This window comes from Mesorhizobium helmanticense (genome assembly GCF_003034915.1).
GTDB classification, from domain to species: domain Bacteria; phylum Pseudomonadota; class Alphaproteobacteria; order Rhizobiales; family Rhizobiaceae; genus Mesorhizobium; species Mesorhizobium helmanticense.
The window spans coordinates 140,529-157,253 of record NZ_PZJX01000024.1 but is presented as its reverse complement, the minus strand read 5'-3'; the positions used below and the strand labels follow the sequence as shown (position 1 = coordinate 157,253).

Sequence of the window (16,725 nt, the reverse complement as noted above, 5' to 3'; positions counted from 1 at the left end):
CGATCCTTCCTCCGTCACCACCATAGTCAGTCCTTAGCCAAGAGGACAGGACATGGACACGCGCAACGACATGCTGAAGCTTCTGCACAGCCGCAGGGAAGGCTTCTCCCTCGAACAGCCCTTCTACAGCGATCCTGATTTCTTCAGGCTCGACATGGAGCTGATCTGGTATCGCGACTGGCTGTTCATCGGCCATGATTGCGAATTGCCGAAGCCGGGCAGCTATATCACCGCCCAGATCGGCGATTATCCGATCGTGCTGGTGCGCGACCAGCAAGGCAAAATCAACGCCTTCCACAATTCCTGCCGCCATCGCGGCAGCCGCGTCTGCAATGCCGACAAGGGCACGGCCGCCAAGCTCGTCTGTCCCTATCACCAGTGGACCTATGAGCTGGACGGAAGGCTGCTGTTCGCCCGCCAGATGGCGGACGGTTTCGACAAGAGCCAGTTCGGCCTGAAGCCCGTCGCCTGCGAAAGCGTCGGCGGCTATATCTTCATCTGCCTGGCCAGGGAGCCGGCGGATTTCGCCCCGGTGCGGACGATGATCGAACCCTATCTGCTGCCGCACCGGCTGCGTGAGGCAAAGGTCGCCTTCGAATCGACCATCGTCGAGAAGGGCAACTGGAAGCTCGTCTGGGAAAACAACCGCGAGTGCTATCATTGCGCCGGCAACCATCCGGAACTCTGCAAGACATTCCCGGAAGCGCCGACCGTGACCGGCGTACAAGGCGCCGACAGCGACCCGGAGATGCTGGCGCACTGGGCCAAATGCGAGGCGGCGGGCCTGCCGAGCAAGTTCCGCATCGATCCGGCCGGACAGTATCGCGCCACCCGCGCGCCGCTGCTGCGCGACGCCGTCAGCTACACGATGACGGGCAAGCGCGCCGTGAAAAGGAACCTTTCCGACAGCGTAGCCACGGACCGCATCGGCTCGCTGCTGCTTTACCATTATCCGACGACCTGGAACCACATACTCGGCGATCACGCCGTCACGTTCCGCGTGCTGCCGATCAGCGCCACGGAGACGGCTGTCACCACCAAATGGCTGGTCCACAAGGATGCGGTCGAAGGCGTCGATTACGATCTCGCCGAACTCACCCATGTCTGGACCGAGACCAACGACCAGGACCGCCGCATCGTCGAGGAGAACGCATTCGGCATCCTTTCGCCGGCCTATGAGCCCGGTCCCTATTCGGAACTGCATGAAGGCGGTGTCATCCAGTTTGTCGAATGGTACGCCGCCTTCATCGGGCCCCGCCTTACCGAAGGCGAACGGCCGGCGCTGCGCTGCGTCGCCTGAGGGGCCGGGGGATGAATGCGATGACCGACCTTGGCCTCTACCGCCACCTCGACGAGATGGCGCCGTGGAATGACCGGCTGCAGGTGCTGGAGGTGATCGGCGTCAGCGACGAGGCGCCTGACGTGAAGACCTTCACCTTCCGCTCCGACAACCAGACCTGGTTCCGCTACAAGCCGGGGCAATTCGTGACGCTGGAACTGCCGAGCGCCGACGGTCCGCTGATGCGCACCTATACGCTGTCGTCTTCGCCGTCGCGGCCATTCTCGATCGCGGTGACGGTGAAGGCGCAGGCCCGCAGCATCGGCACGCGCTGGATGTTCGACAATCTGAAGCCCGGCGTTCACGTGAAGGCCTATGGGCCGGCGGGCGATTTCTCCTTGCACAGCCACCCGGCGGCCAAATATCTGTTCATTTCGGCGGGCTCCGGCGTAACGCCGATGATGTCGATGCTGCGCTGGCTGAACGACTGCGCGCCATGGACCGATGTCGGCTTCGTCAACTGCGCGCGGCGCGCGGAAGAGATCATCTTCCGCAAGGAGCTCGAATTGCTGGGCAGCCGCATGCCGGGGCTCTCGCTCGGTTTCATGATCGAGGAGCGCTCCAGCCGCGAGGGCTGGTTCGGCCATATGGGGCGGATCGACGCAATCAGGCTGCCGCTCTTGGCACCCGATTTCCGCGAGCGCGAAATCTTCTGTTGCGGCCCCGATCCCTTCATGCGCGCGGTACGGCAGATGCTGGAGGCCGCCGGCTTCGACATGGACAGCTACCACCAGGAAAGCTTTGCCGCGCCCGCCGTGGAGGAAGTACCGGCTCCCTTTGCATCGCCGGCGGGAGGCGAGGCCGAGATGCCCGCCGCGGCCGCAACGCCGATCCGGTTCTCGCTTTCGGATATCGATGCCGAATGCCTTGCCGGCCAGACCGTGCTGCAGACGGCGCGCGCCTCGGGCGTCAGAATCCCCGCGGCCTGCGAGTTCGGCCTGTGCGGAACCTGCAAGGTGAAGAAGATCTCGGGCCGCGTCGAGATGAGCCACAATGGCGGCATCCTCGACCATGAGATCGAAGACGGCTTCATCCTGGCCTGCTGTTCGAAGCCATTAACGGCGATCGAGGTCGAAGCTTGAAAGGGACTTTCGACCCCGCGCAAATCTGCCCTACAGATTCTTGGCCGGCACCCTGTCTTGCCAAAGAAGGGCCAACTGGCTAGATGCTTTCACCAGCGGCGGGGTGGGCCGCGACGACCGGCGATTCGCTTCCCGTGCGTCCGAGGCGGGGATTAAACGATGCAACAATTGGTCTACGCGGTGGCGAGCAAGGACATCGTTTTTGAGTCCTTCGACGGCGAAGCCGTCGTGCTCGACCTTTCGACCGGGAAATATTTCGGCTTCTCCGATTCGGGCAGCAGGGTCTGGGAAGCGCTGTCATCAGGCGTTGCCGCCCATGCATTGGTTGGACAGACGGCAGGCGCGTCAACGATAGGATTGGCCGAGCTCGAGAGCTTCATCTCGCAACTGCTCGAATTCGGCCTGCTCGTGCCTGCGGCCGATGCCACCGCGCAACCCATTTCGGGTGCCCTTCTTGCGGAACTCGCCGGCACCGGCGAGCCGCTCAAGGTCGACATCCATGACGACCTTGCCGATCTTATCGTGGTCGATCCGATCCATGAGGTCGAGGAACCTCGCGGCTGGCCGGCGGTCAAACAGGCGTCCTGAAACACAAGGGCGGCCGTGCCTTCGCCACATCGGGCGATACTGGAACATGTCAGCCATGCAGCGCGTCACCCTCCAATCCCTGCCGGACTATGCCCGCTATGTGCTGGCCGCGGCGGAAGGCGCAGCTTCGGGCTATGCCGTCACCGCGAGGGCCGACTTGCCGCGGCTGGAACTGACGGCGCATCTCAGCCCTGGTCCGCTGGCGGCGGCAATCGATCAGGCTTTTGTCCAGGCTCGGGACGACCGAACCGCAACAAGCGACTGCCGCATTTTCGTTGCCGACCCCGACATCGAGGGCGTTCCCGTCCCGGCGAGCTGGGGCCAGGGCTATTTCACGCACCACGCCTTCGCCACCAGCCTGGCCGAGGCCGGACTGCGCGGCAACCACTACCACGACCTGGACTTCTGGCAGTTCTACGATCCGGAGCGCCGCGTCGGCGTGCAATTGATGGCATCGCCCGAGGCTTTTCCGCCGTGGGAGCCCGGCGCGCCACTGCGCGCCTTCCTGCATTGGGAGTATGCGGCGCGCGGCATGCGGCTGGCCCATGCCGGCACGCTGGGTCTCGATGGCAAAGGCATTCTGCTGGCCGGCTCGGGCGGAGCCGGGAAATCGGGAACGGTCGTTGCCGGTCTGCTCAACGGACTGGACAGCGTCGGCGACGATTATGTGCTGATCGATGCGGCCAATGGCGTGAGAGCCCATCCGCTGTTCGCGACGCTGAAGCAGGATCCCAAAGGCTTCCAGCGGCTGGGGCTGAAGCACAGATTGACGTCCTATGGTCCGCTGAACTGGCAAGGCAAGCATCAGTTCCGCGTCGATGACATCGCGGCGCGGCCAGTGCCCGCAAGTCTGGACATCGTCGCGCTGCTGGTGCCACATATCGGCGGAGGTGAAGCAAGCTCGATCATGCCCGTGTCGCGCAAGGACGCCATGATTGCATTGGCACCGTCCGGAATCGCCCAGATGCCAGGCGAGCGGGAAAGCGGCTTTCGCTTCTTCAGCGACCTCACGCGCCTGCTGCCATGCTACCGCCTGTCGCTGGGGACGCGACCGGAAGAGATCGCCGGGACCATTTCGGCGTTTCTCGCGCGGAGCACGCCATGAAGCTGAGCGTGATCATGCCCGCCTACAACCGCGAGCGCTACATCGTTTCGGCGCTGCGCTCTCTGCTCAGGCAACGCGACGCGGCCGATCTCGATATCATCGTCATCGATGACGGCTCGACCGACGGCACGGCCGATGCGGTGCGCGCCATGATGGACGAAACGTCCTGCATTCGCCTGTTCCGGCAGGCGAATATGGGTGTCAGCAAGGCGCGAAACAGCGGGCTGAGGCAATTGCTGCCGCAGACGGAGTTGGTATCGTTTCTCGATTCCGACGACATCTCGCCTGCCGGGCGCTTCAAGGCCGATCTTGCCTGCTTCGCAGCCGATCCCAGCCTTGACCTGACCTATTCGCTGATGATGCTGGTCGACGGCATAGACGATGAGGCGCTGGAACCTGCCGCCGGCTGCCGCTCGATGGTGCTTCGCGGGCTTTCGCTGAGTGCCGGGATATTCAGCCGGAAGCTCATCGAGCGAACCGGCGTCTTCGACGAGGAGTTCAGGCAATCCGAAGACACCGACTATTTGTTGCGCATCTTCGAAAGCGGTCCCCGCTACATGCTGCCCGATACCGTGGCGATCTATTACCGGCGTCATCCAGGCAATGCGACCAGAGAGCAAGGTGTCCCGGTCCGCGAATACCTGCGCGCGATCCACAAATCGATGCGACGGCGCAAGGCCGATCCTTCGCTCCATCAGGTCGAGGGTATTTTCGAACTTAGGAGCCCGGCCGATTGGCAATTCATGTGACATATCGAAGGAGAGGATCGTTGTTCCCCGGTGACCTAGCCGGAGCAGGTCGCGCTGCTCTGGCGCAATTGCAGGGTGAAGCATGAAACTGAGCGTGATCATGCCTGTCTACAACCGCGAACGCTATGTCGGCGCGGCGCTGCGTTCGCTGCTCAGGCAATGCGATGACGCCGATCTCGACATCATCGTAGTCGACGACGGCTCGACTGACAGCACGGCCGACGCGGTGCGCGCTATGATGGGCGAAACGTCCTGCATTCGCCTGTTCCAGCAAGCCAATATGGGTGTCACCAGGGCGCGCAACGCCGGGCTGCAGCAATTGCTGCCGCAAACGCGGCTCGTCTCGTTTCTCGATTCGGACGACATCTCACCCGCCGGCCGCTTCAGGGCCGATCTTGCCTGTTTTGCGGCCAACCCCGACCTTGATCTGACCTATTCGCGGATGACGCTAATAGACAGGATAGACGACGAGACGCTGGAACCGGCCGCCGACAGCCATTCCATAACCGTTCGCGGGATTCATCTATCCGCCGGCATTTTTGCCCGACATCTTGTCGAGCGGATCGGCGGCTTCGACGAGGACTTCAACCAGGCCGAGGACACCGACTACCTGCTGCGCGTCTTCGAGAGCGGCCCGAGATTCCTCATGCCCGAGACTGTTGCCCTCTACTACCGGCGCCACCCCGGCAACATGACCAAGGAAAAGAATGTGCCGTTTCGCGAATTCATGCGCGCCATCCACAAATCGATAAAACGGCGCAAGGCCAATCCTTCCCTGCACGCCGTCGACGGTATATTCGATTTCAAAGACCTCGCGCATTGGCGTTTCTTGTGATGGGGCGTTTCCTCTAATGTCCGGCTACGGCGTCGTTATTCCAGCCTTCAATGCGGCCACCACCATTGCCGAGACGTTGAGATCCGTCATGGCTCAGTCGATCGAGCCCGCCGATATCGTCGTCGTCGACGACGGCTCGACCGATGACATGGCGGCTGTGATCAATGCGCTGGACCTGAAGGTGCGGTTGCTGCGCCAGGAAAACGCGGGGCCGGGCAGCGCCACGACCAGAGGCGTTGCCGCGCTGTCGACGCCATTTATCGCGACCCTCGATGCCGACGATTTGTGGTTGCCGACCAAGATCGAAGAACAGCTTGCGCATTTCAGACTTTTTCCGAAGACGTCGGGCGTTTTTACCCATTGGCGCAACTTCCGCCACGACCGGCCCGATGCTCCAGAGGCCGTCACCGTGCCCGGCTGGTCGCGTTCGACAATGATGATCCGCCGTGAGGTCTTCGATGTCGTCGGGCCGATCGTCGATCCGCCCGGTGGCCGCGGCGAAATGATCGACTGGATCGCCCGGGCGCGGGAGGCGGGCCTGGTTCTCGACATGCTGAACGAGGCGCTGACATTGCGTCGCATCCGGCCCGGCAGCCTGTCCTATGGGCGCGATGCCACGCGCGACCGCGGCTATCTCGAGGTCGCCCGGCTCGCCATGCAGCGGGCGCGAAACAGGGCGGAACGTAGTTGATGGCCAGGACAATGCGGCGTATCGGCCGCCGGTTTCCGGACTATGGCTGGTCGTGGCCGACCGGCAAGCTCGACCAATTGCTCAAGGCTGCGCTTCTTCTCGATGAGGAAGCGGCCTGCCAATGCGCCATGCGCTGGCTTGACGAAAACGACATCGACCTCGTCTCCTTTCGCGAGCACCGGCTGCTCGCTGCAATTTCCGACAGGTTCGGCAGGAAGCTTGCCGTCCATGCCGCCTACCCGCGCCTTGTCGGCCTGCAAAAGATGCTGTGGACCAAATCGCGGATGGCGATGCGCGAGGCCGAGCCGGCACTGAAGGCGATGGTGGAGGCCGGATCGGCGGTCATGCTGATCAAGGGCGCCAGCCGCATTGCCGTCGATGCGTCGGCGCAGCGCGGCCGGGTGGCGCATGACATCGACATATTGGTGCGCCCGCAGGACATGGTCACAGCCTTTGACGTGCTGCGCGACCGCGAATGGCAGATCGCCACCGGCGTCAGCCCACAATATTTGCGGGCCAGACTGTTGTCCGTGCGCTCGATGAACTTCTTCAAGGGCAGCTTCGGCGACATCGACCTGCACCAGTTCGGCTATGATGGATCACAATCCAGCGCAGATGACGATTCGGCGATCTGGCACCGCGCGATAGCGGCCGAATTCAGCGGCGTCAGCGTGTCTGTTCCCTCGCCGGCCGATCGCATCGCGCTCGCCATCGCGCATGGCGGCCTCGACGCCCACACCCACAGCGACTGGCTGGTCGATTGCGCTGTGGCCATCGATGGCGGCGATGTCGACTGGGATGTGTTCCTCGATATCGCAGCCAGACGCGGCCTTGCCGTGGCTGCGGCGGTGGCGCTCTCCTATCTCGCGCTGGAGATCGGCATTGCCGTGCCCGAGGCGCCACTGGCGAGGATTGTGGCGATTGCGGATCGCGCCGGCCTGTCGCGCTGGTCCTCGGTGCTGCAAGCCAAGCCGCGCACGGATTTCGGCGGCCTCGTCTGGCTGTCGCGCGGCTTTGCCAAGCAGCTGCGCTTGAAACGCAAGAAGGGCCGGCTGCGGCAATCGGCGCCTGATATCGTCTGGCGCGGCAGATCGGCTATGCCCAAGACGAAGATGGCGCCCGCGCCATTCGTGCTTTCACAGACGATCCCCTATCCACAAACGACCCCCTATTTGGAAATGACTGGCGAGCTGATGCTTGAGGTGACCGTCAGGATCTCCGTTCCGCCGGTCCGGCGACGCATCGAAATGGAGATCAATGCCGCCGGCCGGCATGTCGCCCGCTTGCGGTCCGTGGCGATCAGCCGCTCCGGTGGCGAAAGGGTGCTGCACTTTCGCGGCAAGGTGACGCTGGACGGTGCAAGCCAGGCATTGGTGCTAGAGGCCCGGCCGTCCCGCCAGTTCCGTCAATGGGACGATGAGGCGACTGTCGCCACCTATGGGGCGCTCCCATTCCAGCTGCTGTCGGCGCATTTTTCGCCACTCGACTGAAGCCACCGCACGAGGAATCGAAGTACAGGCAAGTGGCGCGGGGTGACCCGCCGCTGCGCATGCAGCCACGCGAAATGCTGATCCAGACCTTTGGTCCTGACTTCAGCAGGCCGATCCGAGCAAGGCCTGATCCTGTCCCGGCACGATCATGATGGCCATATCTATTTGTTTTTCCATGGGTTTTATCGAGAAGCAACCCTCACCTCAATGGGCCGTGCGCTAAAACTCCCAGCACGACTTGACATTTGTCGACCATAAATTGACTATTGTCATATTCGATGTCCTGGGCGGAGGCTGCCAGCGTCGATCGGTTTCGGGAGGAGAGAAGGTGGAGCTTTTGCTCGAGGTTGAAGGGCTGAAAAAGTCCTTTGGTGGCGTCGCCGCCTTGCGCGACGGCCGCTTTCAGCTTCGCGCCGGTACGGTTCATGCGCTCTGCGGCGGCAATGGCGCCGGCAAATCGACCTTTCTCAAAATACTGATGGGCATCTTCGGCCGCGATGCCGGCTCGATCCGCCGCCGCGGCAAGGAAGTGGAATTCGCCAGCCCAGCCGACGCACTGGCCTCGGGCATCGCCATCATCGAGCAGGAACTCAGCCCCGTTCCCCACATGACGGTTGCGGAGAACATCTATCTCGGCCGCGAGCCCAAGGCGCGGTTTGGCGGCATCGATTTCCGCGCGATGAACCGGTCCGCCCAAGGACTGCTGGACGATCTCGAATTCGATATCCGGGCCACGCAGTACATGATGAACCTCTCGGTCGCGCAGATGCAGCTCGTCGAGATCGCCAAGGCGCTCAGCCACGACGCCGAGGTCATCTTCATGGATGAGCCGACCTCGGCGATCGGCGAGCGGGAGGCACAGCATCTGTTCGCCGCGATCCGCCGCCTACAGGCGCAAGGGCGCGGTATCGTCTATGTTTCCCACCGTCTGTCGGAGATCTTCCAGATCGCCGATTCCTACACGGTTTTTCGCGATGGCGCCTATGTCGGCAGCGGAGCGCTCGCGGACATCGATCGACCCGGCCTGATCCACATGATCGTCGGCCGCGAGCTGTCGGAAGAATTCGCCAAGACCAACACGCCGACATCGCAACCCGGTATTGAGGTTGCCGCGCTTTCCTGCCCGAACAAGATCGAAGACATCTCGTTTTCTGTGCGCAAGGGCGAGATTTTCGGCATTTACGGCCTGATGGGAGCCGGTCGTACGGAGATCTTCAACTGCCTGTTCGGGCTCGACAGGCCGTCGGCGGGAAGCATCAAGGTCGACGGAACCGAGGTCAGCATTGCAAAGCCGGCGGATGCCATGGCGCATGGGCTGGCGCTGGTCACCGAGGACCGCAAGCTGACCGGTCTCAATCTCGCCGATTCCGTGCGCGCGAATATCTGCATGGCGAGCCTGCCTGAAATGAGCCCCGCCTTCACCATGGACCGGGCGCGGGAGGCGGACGCAAGCCGCGGCATGCGGGAAAAGTTCCAGATCAAGGCGGCCCGCGACACCATGCCGGTTTCCGGCCTTTCAGGCGGCAACCAGCAGAAGGTGGTGCTCGGCAAATGGTTCCTTCGCAATCCGAAGGTGCTGCTCCTGGACGAGCCGACCCGCGGCGTCGATGTCGGCGCCAAGCGCGAAATCTACCGGATCATCAGCGACTTCGCCTCCTCCGGCGGCACGGTCGTGATGATCTCGTCGGAGATCGACGAGGTTCTCGGCATGTCGGACCGGATCATGGTGATGCGGGCCGGCAGAAGTGCCGGGACCTTCAGCCGGGAGGAAACGAATGCCCAATCGCTCGTCCATCTCTCAACCTGAACAGGGACAGGGTGTTCGCTCAATGGCAGAGGAATCGATGATGTCGGCTGGCGACAACAAGAGTACCGAGGGTGGCAAGAATGCAAATAGCTGGCTCGGTTCGGAGCAGCGCCGGCTGTTGATCCAGGAATACGGCATCTTCCTCGCCTTCGTAATCCTGGTGGCGGTTCTGTCGGTCTCCAATGAGTTCTTCCTGACCGCCGGCAACATCTCGAACGTGCTGCTGCAGACCTCGATCAATGGCGTTCTCGCCATCGGCATGACTTTCGTCATCCTGACGCGCGGCATCGATCTCTCGGTCGGCTCCGTCGTGGCGCTTGCAGGCATTGTCAGCGCGAGCTTCGTGACCAGTTCGGCGACCGCCGGGATTTCCGGAGCGCCCTATCCGGTCGCCCTGGGCCTCGGCATCGGCCTGCTGGTCGGCATCGCCTGCGGCGCCATTTCCGGCGTGATCGTGTCGCGGTTTTCGGTGCCGGCCTTCGTGGCGACGCTGGGCATGCTGTCGGCGGCACGCGGAATGACCCTCATCTATGGCGGTGGCCGTCCCGTCCCCGCACTGACGCCGGCCTTCCGCTGGATCGGCACAGGCAACATCCTTGGCATACCCGCGCCGGTCGTCATTCTCGCAGTCGTGTTCGCCATCTCCTGGTGGATCCTCAACCGCACCCGTTTTGGCCGCTATATCTATGCCGTCGGCGGCAACCCGCATGCGGCCAGGACCTCGGGCATCAACATCACCCGCACGCAGTTCGTCGTCTATGTCATCTCCGGCGGTCTTGCCGGTCTCGCCGGGATGCTGCTCAGCGCTCGCACCGGTTCCGCCCTGCCCCAGGCCGGCATTGCCTACGAGCTGGACGCGATCGCGGCGGTGGTGATCGGCGGAACCAGCCTTTCCGGAGGCGTCGGGCGGGTGACCGGCACGCTGATCGGCGCACTGATCATCGGCGTCATGAACAACGGCCTCGATCTGATGGGTATCCAATCCTACTACCAGCAAGTCCTCAAGGGCGCCCTGATCGTTGGTGCCGTGATGCTTGATCAAAAAAGAAACTACGGGGCCTAGGACATTGGGCCAGTTTGGTCCGATGCCTGGACAACAAGCCCCTTCCGGTACCGGACCCGCAGCACGCGCGTCCGTCAATGGCGAACCATGTCGGTCGCTCGCTCAAAGTGGAGGTAACGAAATGAAAAGATTGATGATTGCGCTCGCATCCGCGACCGCTCTGCTGGCCTCGTCGGCCATGGCGCAGGAGAAGATCAAGATCGGCGCGGCGCCTTACGGGTTGAACGCCGAGTTCATGCAGATCTGGGCGGCGGCGCTCCAGGAGCACCCGGCGGTCAAGAGCGGTGAAGTCGAACTCACGGTGTTCGACGGCCGTTATGACGCCTTGGTCCAGCAGGACCAGTTCAAGACGATGGCGACGCAGAAATACAACGCCATCATCTTCGCTCCGATCGACGTCGACGCCGGCGCCGCGGCGGTGCAGACGGCCGCCGATGCCGGCATTCCGGTCATCGGCTCGAACACCCGCGTCAATTCCGATCTGCTGACCTCCTATGTCGGATCCGACGACACGATCTCCGGCTACATGGAAGCCAAGACCGTGCTCGACAAGATCGGCTGCAAGGGCAATGTGGTCATCCTCGAAGGACCGATCGGCCAGTCGGCGCAAATCTCCCGTCTCGAAGGCAACAAGAAGGCGCTTGCCGAGTGCCCGGATGTCAAGATCCTCGAGGACCAGACCGCAAACTGGTCGCGCGCCGAAGCCCAGACGCTGATGGAAAACTGGCTGACCTCCCACCCGAACCAGATCAATGGCGTGATCGGCCAGAACGACGAAATGGCCCTCGGCGCCATCGAGGCGATCAAGGCCGCCGGCCTCGACCTGAAGAGCTTCACCATTGCCGGCATCGACGGCATCACCGATGCTCTTCACGCGGTCAAGGCGGGTGAGATGACGTCGATCCTGCAGGACGCTCGCGCGCAGGCTCAAGGTGCGCTCGACCTTGCCATCTTCGCTGCCAAGAAGGGAGACTACAAGCCGCAGTCCGACATCTGGGCAACCTACAAGGACATGCCGTGGAAAGACGGCAAGGAGAAGATCTACAATGTGCCGTGGACGCCGGTGACGGCGGAAAACGTCGACCAGCTTCTGGCGACGCGAAAGTAATCCGGCCGTGGGGTGGGCTTTTCTGGCACACCCCACGTTCCAAGAGAGAAGAGAGCCATGACCGATTCAATCCAGGTTGATCTCAATTTTTCGCTGGGCGGCAAAGTCGCCCTGGTCACCGGCGGCGCCTCCGGCATTGGCAGCGCCATTGCCTCGGCATTCGCCACGAAGGGCGCCACTGTCGGGGTGATCGATATCAATGAATCGGTTGCCAAGGCGAAGGCCGACGAACTCGGCAACGGCGCGAGATCCTTCGTCTGCGATGTGTCAGATCCGCGATCCGTGGAAGCCGTCTTCGCGGCGGCGCAAGCAGCCTTCGGCCATGTCGACATCGTCGTCAACAGCGCCGGCGTCGCCGTTCTCGCTCCCGCCGAGGAGCTCAGCATCGACGCCTGGGACAAGACCATAGACATCAATCTCAAGGGAACGTTTCTGGTCTCCCAGGCCGCCGGACGCGCCATGATCAAAGCCGGCAAGGGCGGCAAGATCATCAACATGGCCTCGCAGGCAGGCACGGTCGCGATCGACCAGCACGTCGCCTATTGCGCCTCGAAATTCGGCGTCATCGGCCTGTCCAAGACGCTTGCCGCGGAATGGGGCAAGCACGCCATCACGGTCAACACGATTTCGCCAACCGTGGTGCTGACCGACCTCGGCCGGAAGGCCTGGGACAACCCGCGCGGCGAGGCGCTGAAGCAGCGCATTCCGACCGGCCGCTTTGCCTTCCCGCAGGAGATCGCCGCCGCGGCGGTGTTCCTGGCATCGAATGGCGCCGACATGATCAACGGCGCCGATCTGCTGGTCGATGGCGGCTACACCATTGTCTGACAGGCGCAGGATTGGAGCAACAATGCAGCGGTTCATCAACAATCCCGACGAGGTCGTCGAGGATACGGTCAAGGGTTTCGTCAAGGCGCATGCCGACATCATCAGGCTCGCCAGCAATCCCCGCGTCATCGCCGCCCGCCATGCGCCGGTCGACGGCAAGGTCGGCGTGATCACCGGCGGCGGCTCCGGCCACGAACCGGCCTTCATCGGCTACACCGGCCGCAACATGCTGGACGCGGTCGCGGTTGGCGAGCTCTTCTCGTCGCCGACGGCAAAGAGCTTCCTTGACGCCGCCCGGGAGGCCAATGGCGGCAAAGGCGTCGTCTGCCTCTATGGCAATTATGCCGGCGACAACATGAACGTGAAAATGGCCATCAAGCTCGCGGCCAAGGAAGGAATCGAGATCGCAACCGTCGTGGCCAATGACGATGTGTGCTCGGCGGGACCGGACGAACGCGAAAAGCGCCGGGGCGTCGCCGGCGAGATTTTCATGTGGAAATGCGCCGGCGCCCTGGCCGCGGAAGGCGCCGGCCTCGAGGCCGTGCAGGCGGTGGCGCAACGGGCTATCGACAATTGCCGTTCGATCGGCGTCGGCCTTGGCCCCTGCACGCTGCCGGCGGTCGGGCATCCCAATTTCCTGATCGAGCCGGGCACGATGGAGGTCGGCATCGGTCATCACGGCGAACCTGGCGTGCGGGTCGAGCCGTTGAAGCCCGCCGCCGAAATCGCGCGGGACATGGTCAAGATCGTTCTCGATGACCACGATCTGACGGCCGGAACCGAAGTTGCGGTGCTGGTGTCCGGCCTCGGCGCCACGCCGGTCAACGAGCTCTACATCCTCAATGACACGTTCGAACAGGAGATCGCCGGACGCGGCTTGACCATCCACAAGACCTATATCGGCAACTATTTCACCTCGCTGGAAATGGTCGGCGCCACGCTCACGGTCATGGCGCTCGACGCCGAGCTGAAACGGCTGCTGGACGTGGCTGTCGATTGTCCGGCAAGGCTTTAGGAAACAGGCGAATGCAGCAGTTTGAAAACGCTTCCGCTGGCGACATCGTCCTTTCGATCGCGGACCGGATCATCGAAAACCGGGCGTATCTGAGCGAGATCGACGGCAAGATCGGAGACGGCGATCACGGCGTCAACATGGCCAAGGGTTTTGGCATGGCGGCGGACAGGATCCGGGGCAACGACATGTCGCTGGCCACGGCCTTCGACACGCTGGGCACCGTGCTGATGACCGAGATCGGCGGCTCGATGGGTCCGCTCTATGGCGTCATGTTCACGCAATTCGCCGAAACGATCGAGAAATCCGCTGCCATCGACGCCCGGACATTCAGCGCCATGCTCAGCAACGGTCTCGACGGCATCCAGTCGATCGGCGCGGCCAAGGTCGGCGACAAGACGCTGCTCGACACGCTCGTTCCGGCCATCGAGGCCTTCGACGCAGCCAATGCCGACGGCAAGCCGTTCCCGGAAGCCCTGGACGCGCTTGTCGTTGCGGCTGAGGAAGGCCGCGACAGCACCAGGGATCTCGTGGCGAAGATCGGCCGGGCCAGCCGTCTCGGCGAACGCTCGGTCGGCGTCCTCGACGCTGGCGCCACATCCTGTGCGCTGATCCTGAAAGCCCTGGCGCTCGGCGCCAAGCAGAAACTGCTGATGTCGGCGACCGCCGGTCGCTGAATTGTGAGATATGCTCCTCCCGAGCAAAGGCTCCCGGCTGACCTTCCAGCCGGGAGCGCGTTGGAGCATGATCCCGAACCGAAGGTCAGCGAAGCAAAAAGTGGAACCCGGTTTTCGGAAAAGATCATGCTCAAACAATAGGATGGAATCCAACCAAGATTGAGAGTTCTTCCATTTGCGCTCATCTTGGCGATCGATCTTGGATTCGGGGAAACCGGGCAGCATGACGGTCAAGACATTATCGGCGCGGAAGAATGGAATAGCGCGGGCCGAGGCCGGCACCGAACCCATTCCGCTGCGCTACGGCGACGACCCGTATGTCTGGGCCTGCTGGCTCTACTACGAAGACCACATGACGCAAGGCGACATCGCCGAGATCATGGGCATTTCGCGGGCGACGGTGAACAGCTATCTGGCCGATGCCCGCGCCCGCGGCATCGTCAACATCTCGCTCGAGCCGTCACGGCTGAGCTCGCTGTCGATCGCGCAGGAACTCAAACGGCATTTCGGCCTGCATGACTGTCTGGTCGTGCCCAGCGACGACAACACGCGGCCGCTGATCGATCGCCTTGGCCGAGCGGCGGCGCAGGCACTTGCCAAGCTGCTGAAATCCGGCGACACGCTCGCCGTCGCCTGGGGGCGAACGGTGCTGGCGATCGCGGAGCAGGCTTCGGTGCCCGGCCTTCAGGACGTCACCGTCGTGCAGGCCACCGGCGGAACCGCCGCCAACTTTGCCTATACGCCGGAACTCTGCGCATCGGCCATGGCCGGCGCGATCAGTGCAAGGCTGGTCAACATCACGGCGCCGGCGGTCGTTTCCACGGCCGAGGTTCGCGACATGCTGCTGCGCGAGCCGCTGATCGAAAGCCAGTTCGATGCGCTTGCCAAAGCCAACAAGGCGCTGTTCGGCATCTCGTCGCTGCGGCCGAATTCGACGATCCATACCAGCGGCTTCTTTGAATCGGTTTCGCTGCAGCAATATCTGGCCAGGAATGCGGTGGGCGTCGTCGCCGGCCGCTTCATCGATGGGCAGGGCAAGCCGGTGGCCGGCCCGCTCGACGACCGGACCATCGGCATCTCGCTCGAGATGCTCAGGGCCATCGGCCTGCGCATCGCCGTCGCCGGCGGTTTCGACAAGGTGCCGGCAATCCTTGCCGCGCTGCGCGGTGGCTATGTCAATGTGCTCATCACCGACGCCGCAACCGGCCGCGGCATCCTCAATGCCGACGGCGTGACGGAGCTTGACCAGAAGCTCTCGCAACGCCCGAAGGTCGACCACCGCGCGGCCCTGCCCAGCAACTTCCGCACCCATATCAAGAAGTTCCTCAATGACCCCAACGACGTTGTCGAGGAGATGCTCGACGGCGTGGTCAAGGCCCATGCCGCCTATATCAGACCGATCAAGGGATCGCATCGCGCGCTCGTCGCGCGCACCGGACCGAGGCCGGGAAAGGTCGGGCTTGTGATCGGCGGCGGCACCGGGCACGAGCCGTGCTTTCTCGGCTATGTCGGAAAAGGCCTGGCCGACGCCGTTGCCGTCGGCAACATCTTTTCGTCACCGCCTCCCGGCACGATCTTTCAGTGCGCCAATGCCGCTTCGGGCGGGCAAGGCGTGCTCTTCGTCTACGGCAATTATGCCGGCGACGTGATGAATTTCGACATGGCGGCCGAGATGGCGGCGGAACACGATATCGAGGTTCGAACGGTGGTGACGACGGACGATATCGCCTCGTCCCCGCTCGAGGACAGGGAAGGCCGGCGCGGCGTTGCCGGTAACTTCTTCATGTTCAAGGTCGCTGGCGCGGCCTGCGACCGCGGATTGTCGCTCGACGCCTGCGAGGCGGCGACCCGCAAGGCCAATGCACGAACATTCACCATGGGCGTCGCGCTGGAGCCTTGCTCGATGCCGCAGACCCGCCGCCAGAATTTCGAAATCGGTCCCGACGACATCGAGATCGGCATGGGCATCCACGGCGAACGCGGTGTCATCCGCGACAAGATGATGACCGCCGACGAGATCACCGACCGGGTGATGGATCGTATCTTCTCTGAGATGAAGGCGGCGCCGGGAGATCGCGTTGCGGTGCTGGTCAATTCATTTGGTGCGACACCACTGATGGAACTGTACATTCTGTTCAGGCGTGTCGAGCAGCGGCTGAGCGCCAAGGACATCAAGATAGAGGCGAACTGGGTGGGGCATTACTGCACCTCGCTCGACATGGTCGGGGCATCCATATCGGTCTTGCATCTCGACACCGAGCTGACGGAACTGTTGCATCATCCTTGCGATACGGCCGTCCTGCGGATCGGCTGAGGACAAAAGACGGGCGTCCCGTAAAGACGGGGCTGCA

The 16,725-nt window shown here is 63.0% G+C and carries 15 protein-coding genes; all 15 read left to right on the top strand.

Annotated features, from left to right (window positions below; genetic code table 11):
• Window positions 1-52 precede the first annotated feature (52 nt).
• The 15 genes from C9427_RS10500 to C9427_RS10430 all read left to right on the top strand — a co-directional run bounded on the left by C9427_RS10500 (window position 53) and on the right by C9427_RS10430 (window position 16,688).
• Entirely contained in the window at window positions 53-1,300 is a 1,248-nt protein-coding gene (locus C9427_RS10500; RefSeq protein WP_107649098.1) for an aromatic ring-hydroxylating oxygenase subunit alpha, read from the top strand.
• 20 nt (window positions 1,301-1,320) lie between these two features.
• Window positions 1,321-2,421, top strand: a complete 1,101-nt coding sequence (locus C9427_RS10495; protein WP_107649097.1) for an FAD-binding oxidoreductase — start codon at window positions 1,321-1,323, stop codon at window positions 2,419-2,421.
• 159 nt (window positions 2,422-2,580) lie between these two features.
• Entirely contained in the window at window positions 2,581-3,009 is a 429-nt protein-coding gene (locus tag C9427_RS10490; protein WP_107649096.1) for a PqqD family peptide modification chaperone, read from the top strand.
• 55 nt (window positions 3,010-3,064) lie between these two features.
• Window positions 3,065-4,114, top strand: coding sequence for a serine kinase (locus C9427_RS10485; RefSeq protein WP_107649095.1), 1,050 nt, complete (start codon window positions 3,065-3,067; stop codon window positions 4,112-4,114).
• Window positions 4,111-4,863 (top strand): glycosyltransferase family 2 protein, encoded by a 753-nt coding sequence (locus C9427_RS10480; protein ID WP_107649094.1) that lies wholly within the window; start codon window positions 4,111-4,113, stop codon window positions 4,861-4,863. The genes C9427_RS10485 and C9427_RS10480 overlap by 4 nt, the downstream gene beginning before the upstream one ends.
• A gap of 82 nt (window positions 4,864-4,945) precedes the next feature.
• Window positions 4,946-5,698 (top strand): glycosyltransferase family 2 protein, encoded by a 753-nt coding sequence (locus tag C9427_RS10475; protein ID WP_107649093.1) that lies wholly within the window; start codon window positions 4,946-4,948, stop codon window positions 5,696-5,698.
• Window positions 5,699-5,714: 16 nt separating this feature from the next.
• Window positions 5,715-6,389: a glycosyltransferase family A protein gene (locus C9427_RS10470; protein WP_107649092.1), complete on the top strand. Its 675-nt coding sequence runs from the start codon at window positions 5,715-5,717 to the stop codon at window positions 6,387-6,389.
• Window positions 6,389-7,879, top strand: coding sequence for a nucleotidyltransferase family protein (locus C9427_RS10465; protein ID WP_167434305.1), 1,491 nt, complete (start codon window positions 6,389-6,391; stop codon window positions 7,877-7,879). Before C9427_RS10470 ends, C9427_RS10465 begins: the two co-directional genes overlap by 1 nt.
• A gap of 328 nt (window positions 7,880-8,207) precedes the next feature.
• Window positions 8,208-9,686 carry a sugar ABC transporter ATP-binding protein gene (locus tag C9427_RS10460; protein WP_107649090.1) on the top strand — a complete coding sequence of 493 codons (1,479 nt, stop codon included), beginning with the start codon at window positions 8,208-8,210 and terminating at the stop codon, window positions 9,684-9,686.
• Window positions 9,687-9,726: 40 nt separating this feature from the next.
• Window positions 9,727-10,749 carry an ABC transporter permease gene (locus C9427_RS10455; protein WP_107649249.1) on the top strand — a complete coding sequence of 341 codons (1,023 nt, stop codon included), beginning with the start codon at window positions 9,727-9,729 and terminating at the stop codon, window positions 10,747-10,749.
• Between the two features lie 121 nt (window positions 10,750-10,870).
• A complete protein-coding gene (locus C9427_RS10450; protein WP_107649089.1) occupies window positions 10,871-11,857 on the top strand; it encodes a substrate-binding domain-containing protein in 987 nt (328 codons plus the stop codon).
• 57 nt (window positions 11,858-11,914) lie between these two features.
• The gene (locus C9427_RS10445; protein ID WP_107649088.1) at window positions 11,915-12,685 is read left to right on the top strand and encodes an SDR family oxidoreductase; all 771 of its coding nucleotides are present in this window, start codon (window positions 11,915-11,917) and stop codon (window positions 12,683-12,685) included.
• 22 nt (window positions 12,686-12,707) lie between these two features.
• Window positions 12,708-13,700, top strand: coding sequence for a dihydroxyacetone kinase subunit DhaK (locus tag C9427_RS10440; RefSeq protein ID WP_107649087.1), 993 nt, complete (start codon window positions 12,708-12,710; stop codon window positions 13,698-13,700).
• An 11-nt stretch (window positions 13,701-13,711) separates the two neighbouring features.
• Window positions 13,712-14,374, top strand: coding sequence for a dihydroxyacetone kinase subunit DhaL (gene dhaL, locus C9427_RS10435; protein ID WP_107649086.1), 663 nt, complete (start codon window positions 13,712-13,714; stop codon window positions 14,372-14,374).
• A 223-nt stretch (window positions 14,375-14,597) separates the two neighbouring features.
• Window positions 14,598-16,688: a bifunctional sugar-binding transcriptional regulator/dihydroxyacetone kinase subunit DhaK gene (locus tag C9427_RS10430; protein ID WP_107649085.1), complete on the top strand. Its 2,091-nt coding sequence runs from the start codon at window positions 14,598-14,600 to the stop codon at window positions 16,686-16,688.
• Window positions 16,689-16,725: the final 37 nt, after the last annotated feature.

Bases quoted from the DNA above. Each gene is read 5' to 3' on its own strand.
- C9427_RS10465 (WP_167434305.1), top strand. From the start codon at position 6,389: ATGGCCAGGACAATGCGGCGTATCGGCCGCCGGTTTCCGGACTATGGC.
- C9427_RS10495 (WP_107649097.1), top strand. From the start codon at position 1,321: ATGACCGACCTTGGCCTCTACCGCCACCTCGACGAGATGGCGCCGTGG.
- C9427_RS10470 (WP_107649092.1), top strand. From the start codon at position 5,715: ATGTCCGGCTACGGCGTCGTTATTCCAGCCTTCAATGCGGCCACCACC.
- C9427_RS10440 (WP_107649087.1), top strand. From the start codon at position 12,708: ATGCAGCGGTTCATCAACAATCCCGACGAGGTCGTCGAGGATACGGTC.
- C9427_RS10455 (WP_107649249.1), top strand. From the start codon at position 9,727: ATGTCGGCTGGCGACAACAAGAGTACCGAGGGTGGCAAGAATGCAAAT.
- C9427_RS10450 (WP_107649089.1), top strand. From the start codon at position 10,871: ATGAAAAGATTGATGATTGCGCTCGCATCCGCGACCGCTCTGCTGGCC.
- C9427_RS10500 (WP_107649098.1), top strand. From the start codon at position 53: ATGGACACGCGCAACGACATGCTGAAGCTTCTGCACAGCCGCAGGGAA.
- C9427_RS10485 (WP_107649095.1), top strand. From the start codon at position 3,065: ATGCAGCGCGTCACCCTCCAATCCCTGCCGGACTATGCCCGCTATGTG.
- C9427_RS10490 (WP_107649096.1), top strand. From the start codon at position 2,581: ATGCAACAATTGGTCTACGCGGTGGCGAGCAAGGACATCGTTTTTGAG.
- C9427_RS10445 (WP_107649088.1), top strand. From the start codon at position 11,915: ATGACCGATTCAATCCAGGTTGATCTCAATTTTTCGCTGGGCGGCAAA.
- dhaL (WP_107649086.1), top strand. From the start codon at position 13,712: ATGCAGCAGTTTGAAAACGCTTCCGCTGGCGACATCGTCCTTTCGATC.
- C9427_RS10430 (WP_107649085.1), top strand. From the start codon at position 14,598: ATGACGGTCAAGACATTATCGGCGCGGAAGAATGGAATAGCGCGGGCC.
- C9427_RS10475 (WP_107649093.1), top strand. From the start codon at position 4,946: ATGAAACTGAGCGTGATCATGCCTGTCTACAACCGCGAACGCTATGTC.
- C9427_RS10480 (WP_107649094.1), top strand. From the start codon at position 4,111: ATGAAGCTGAGCGTGATCATGCCCGCCTACAACCGCGAGCGCTACATC.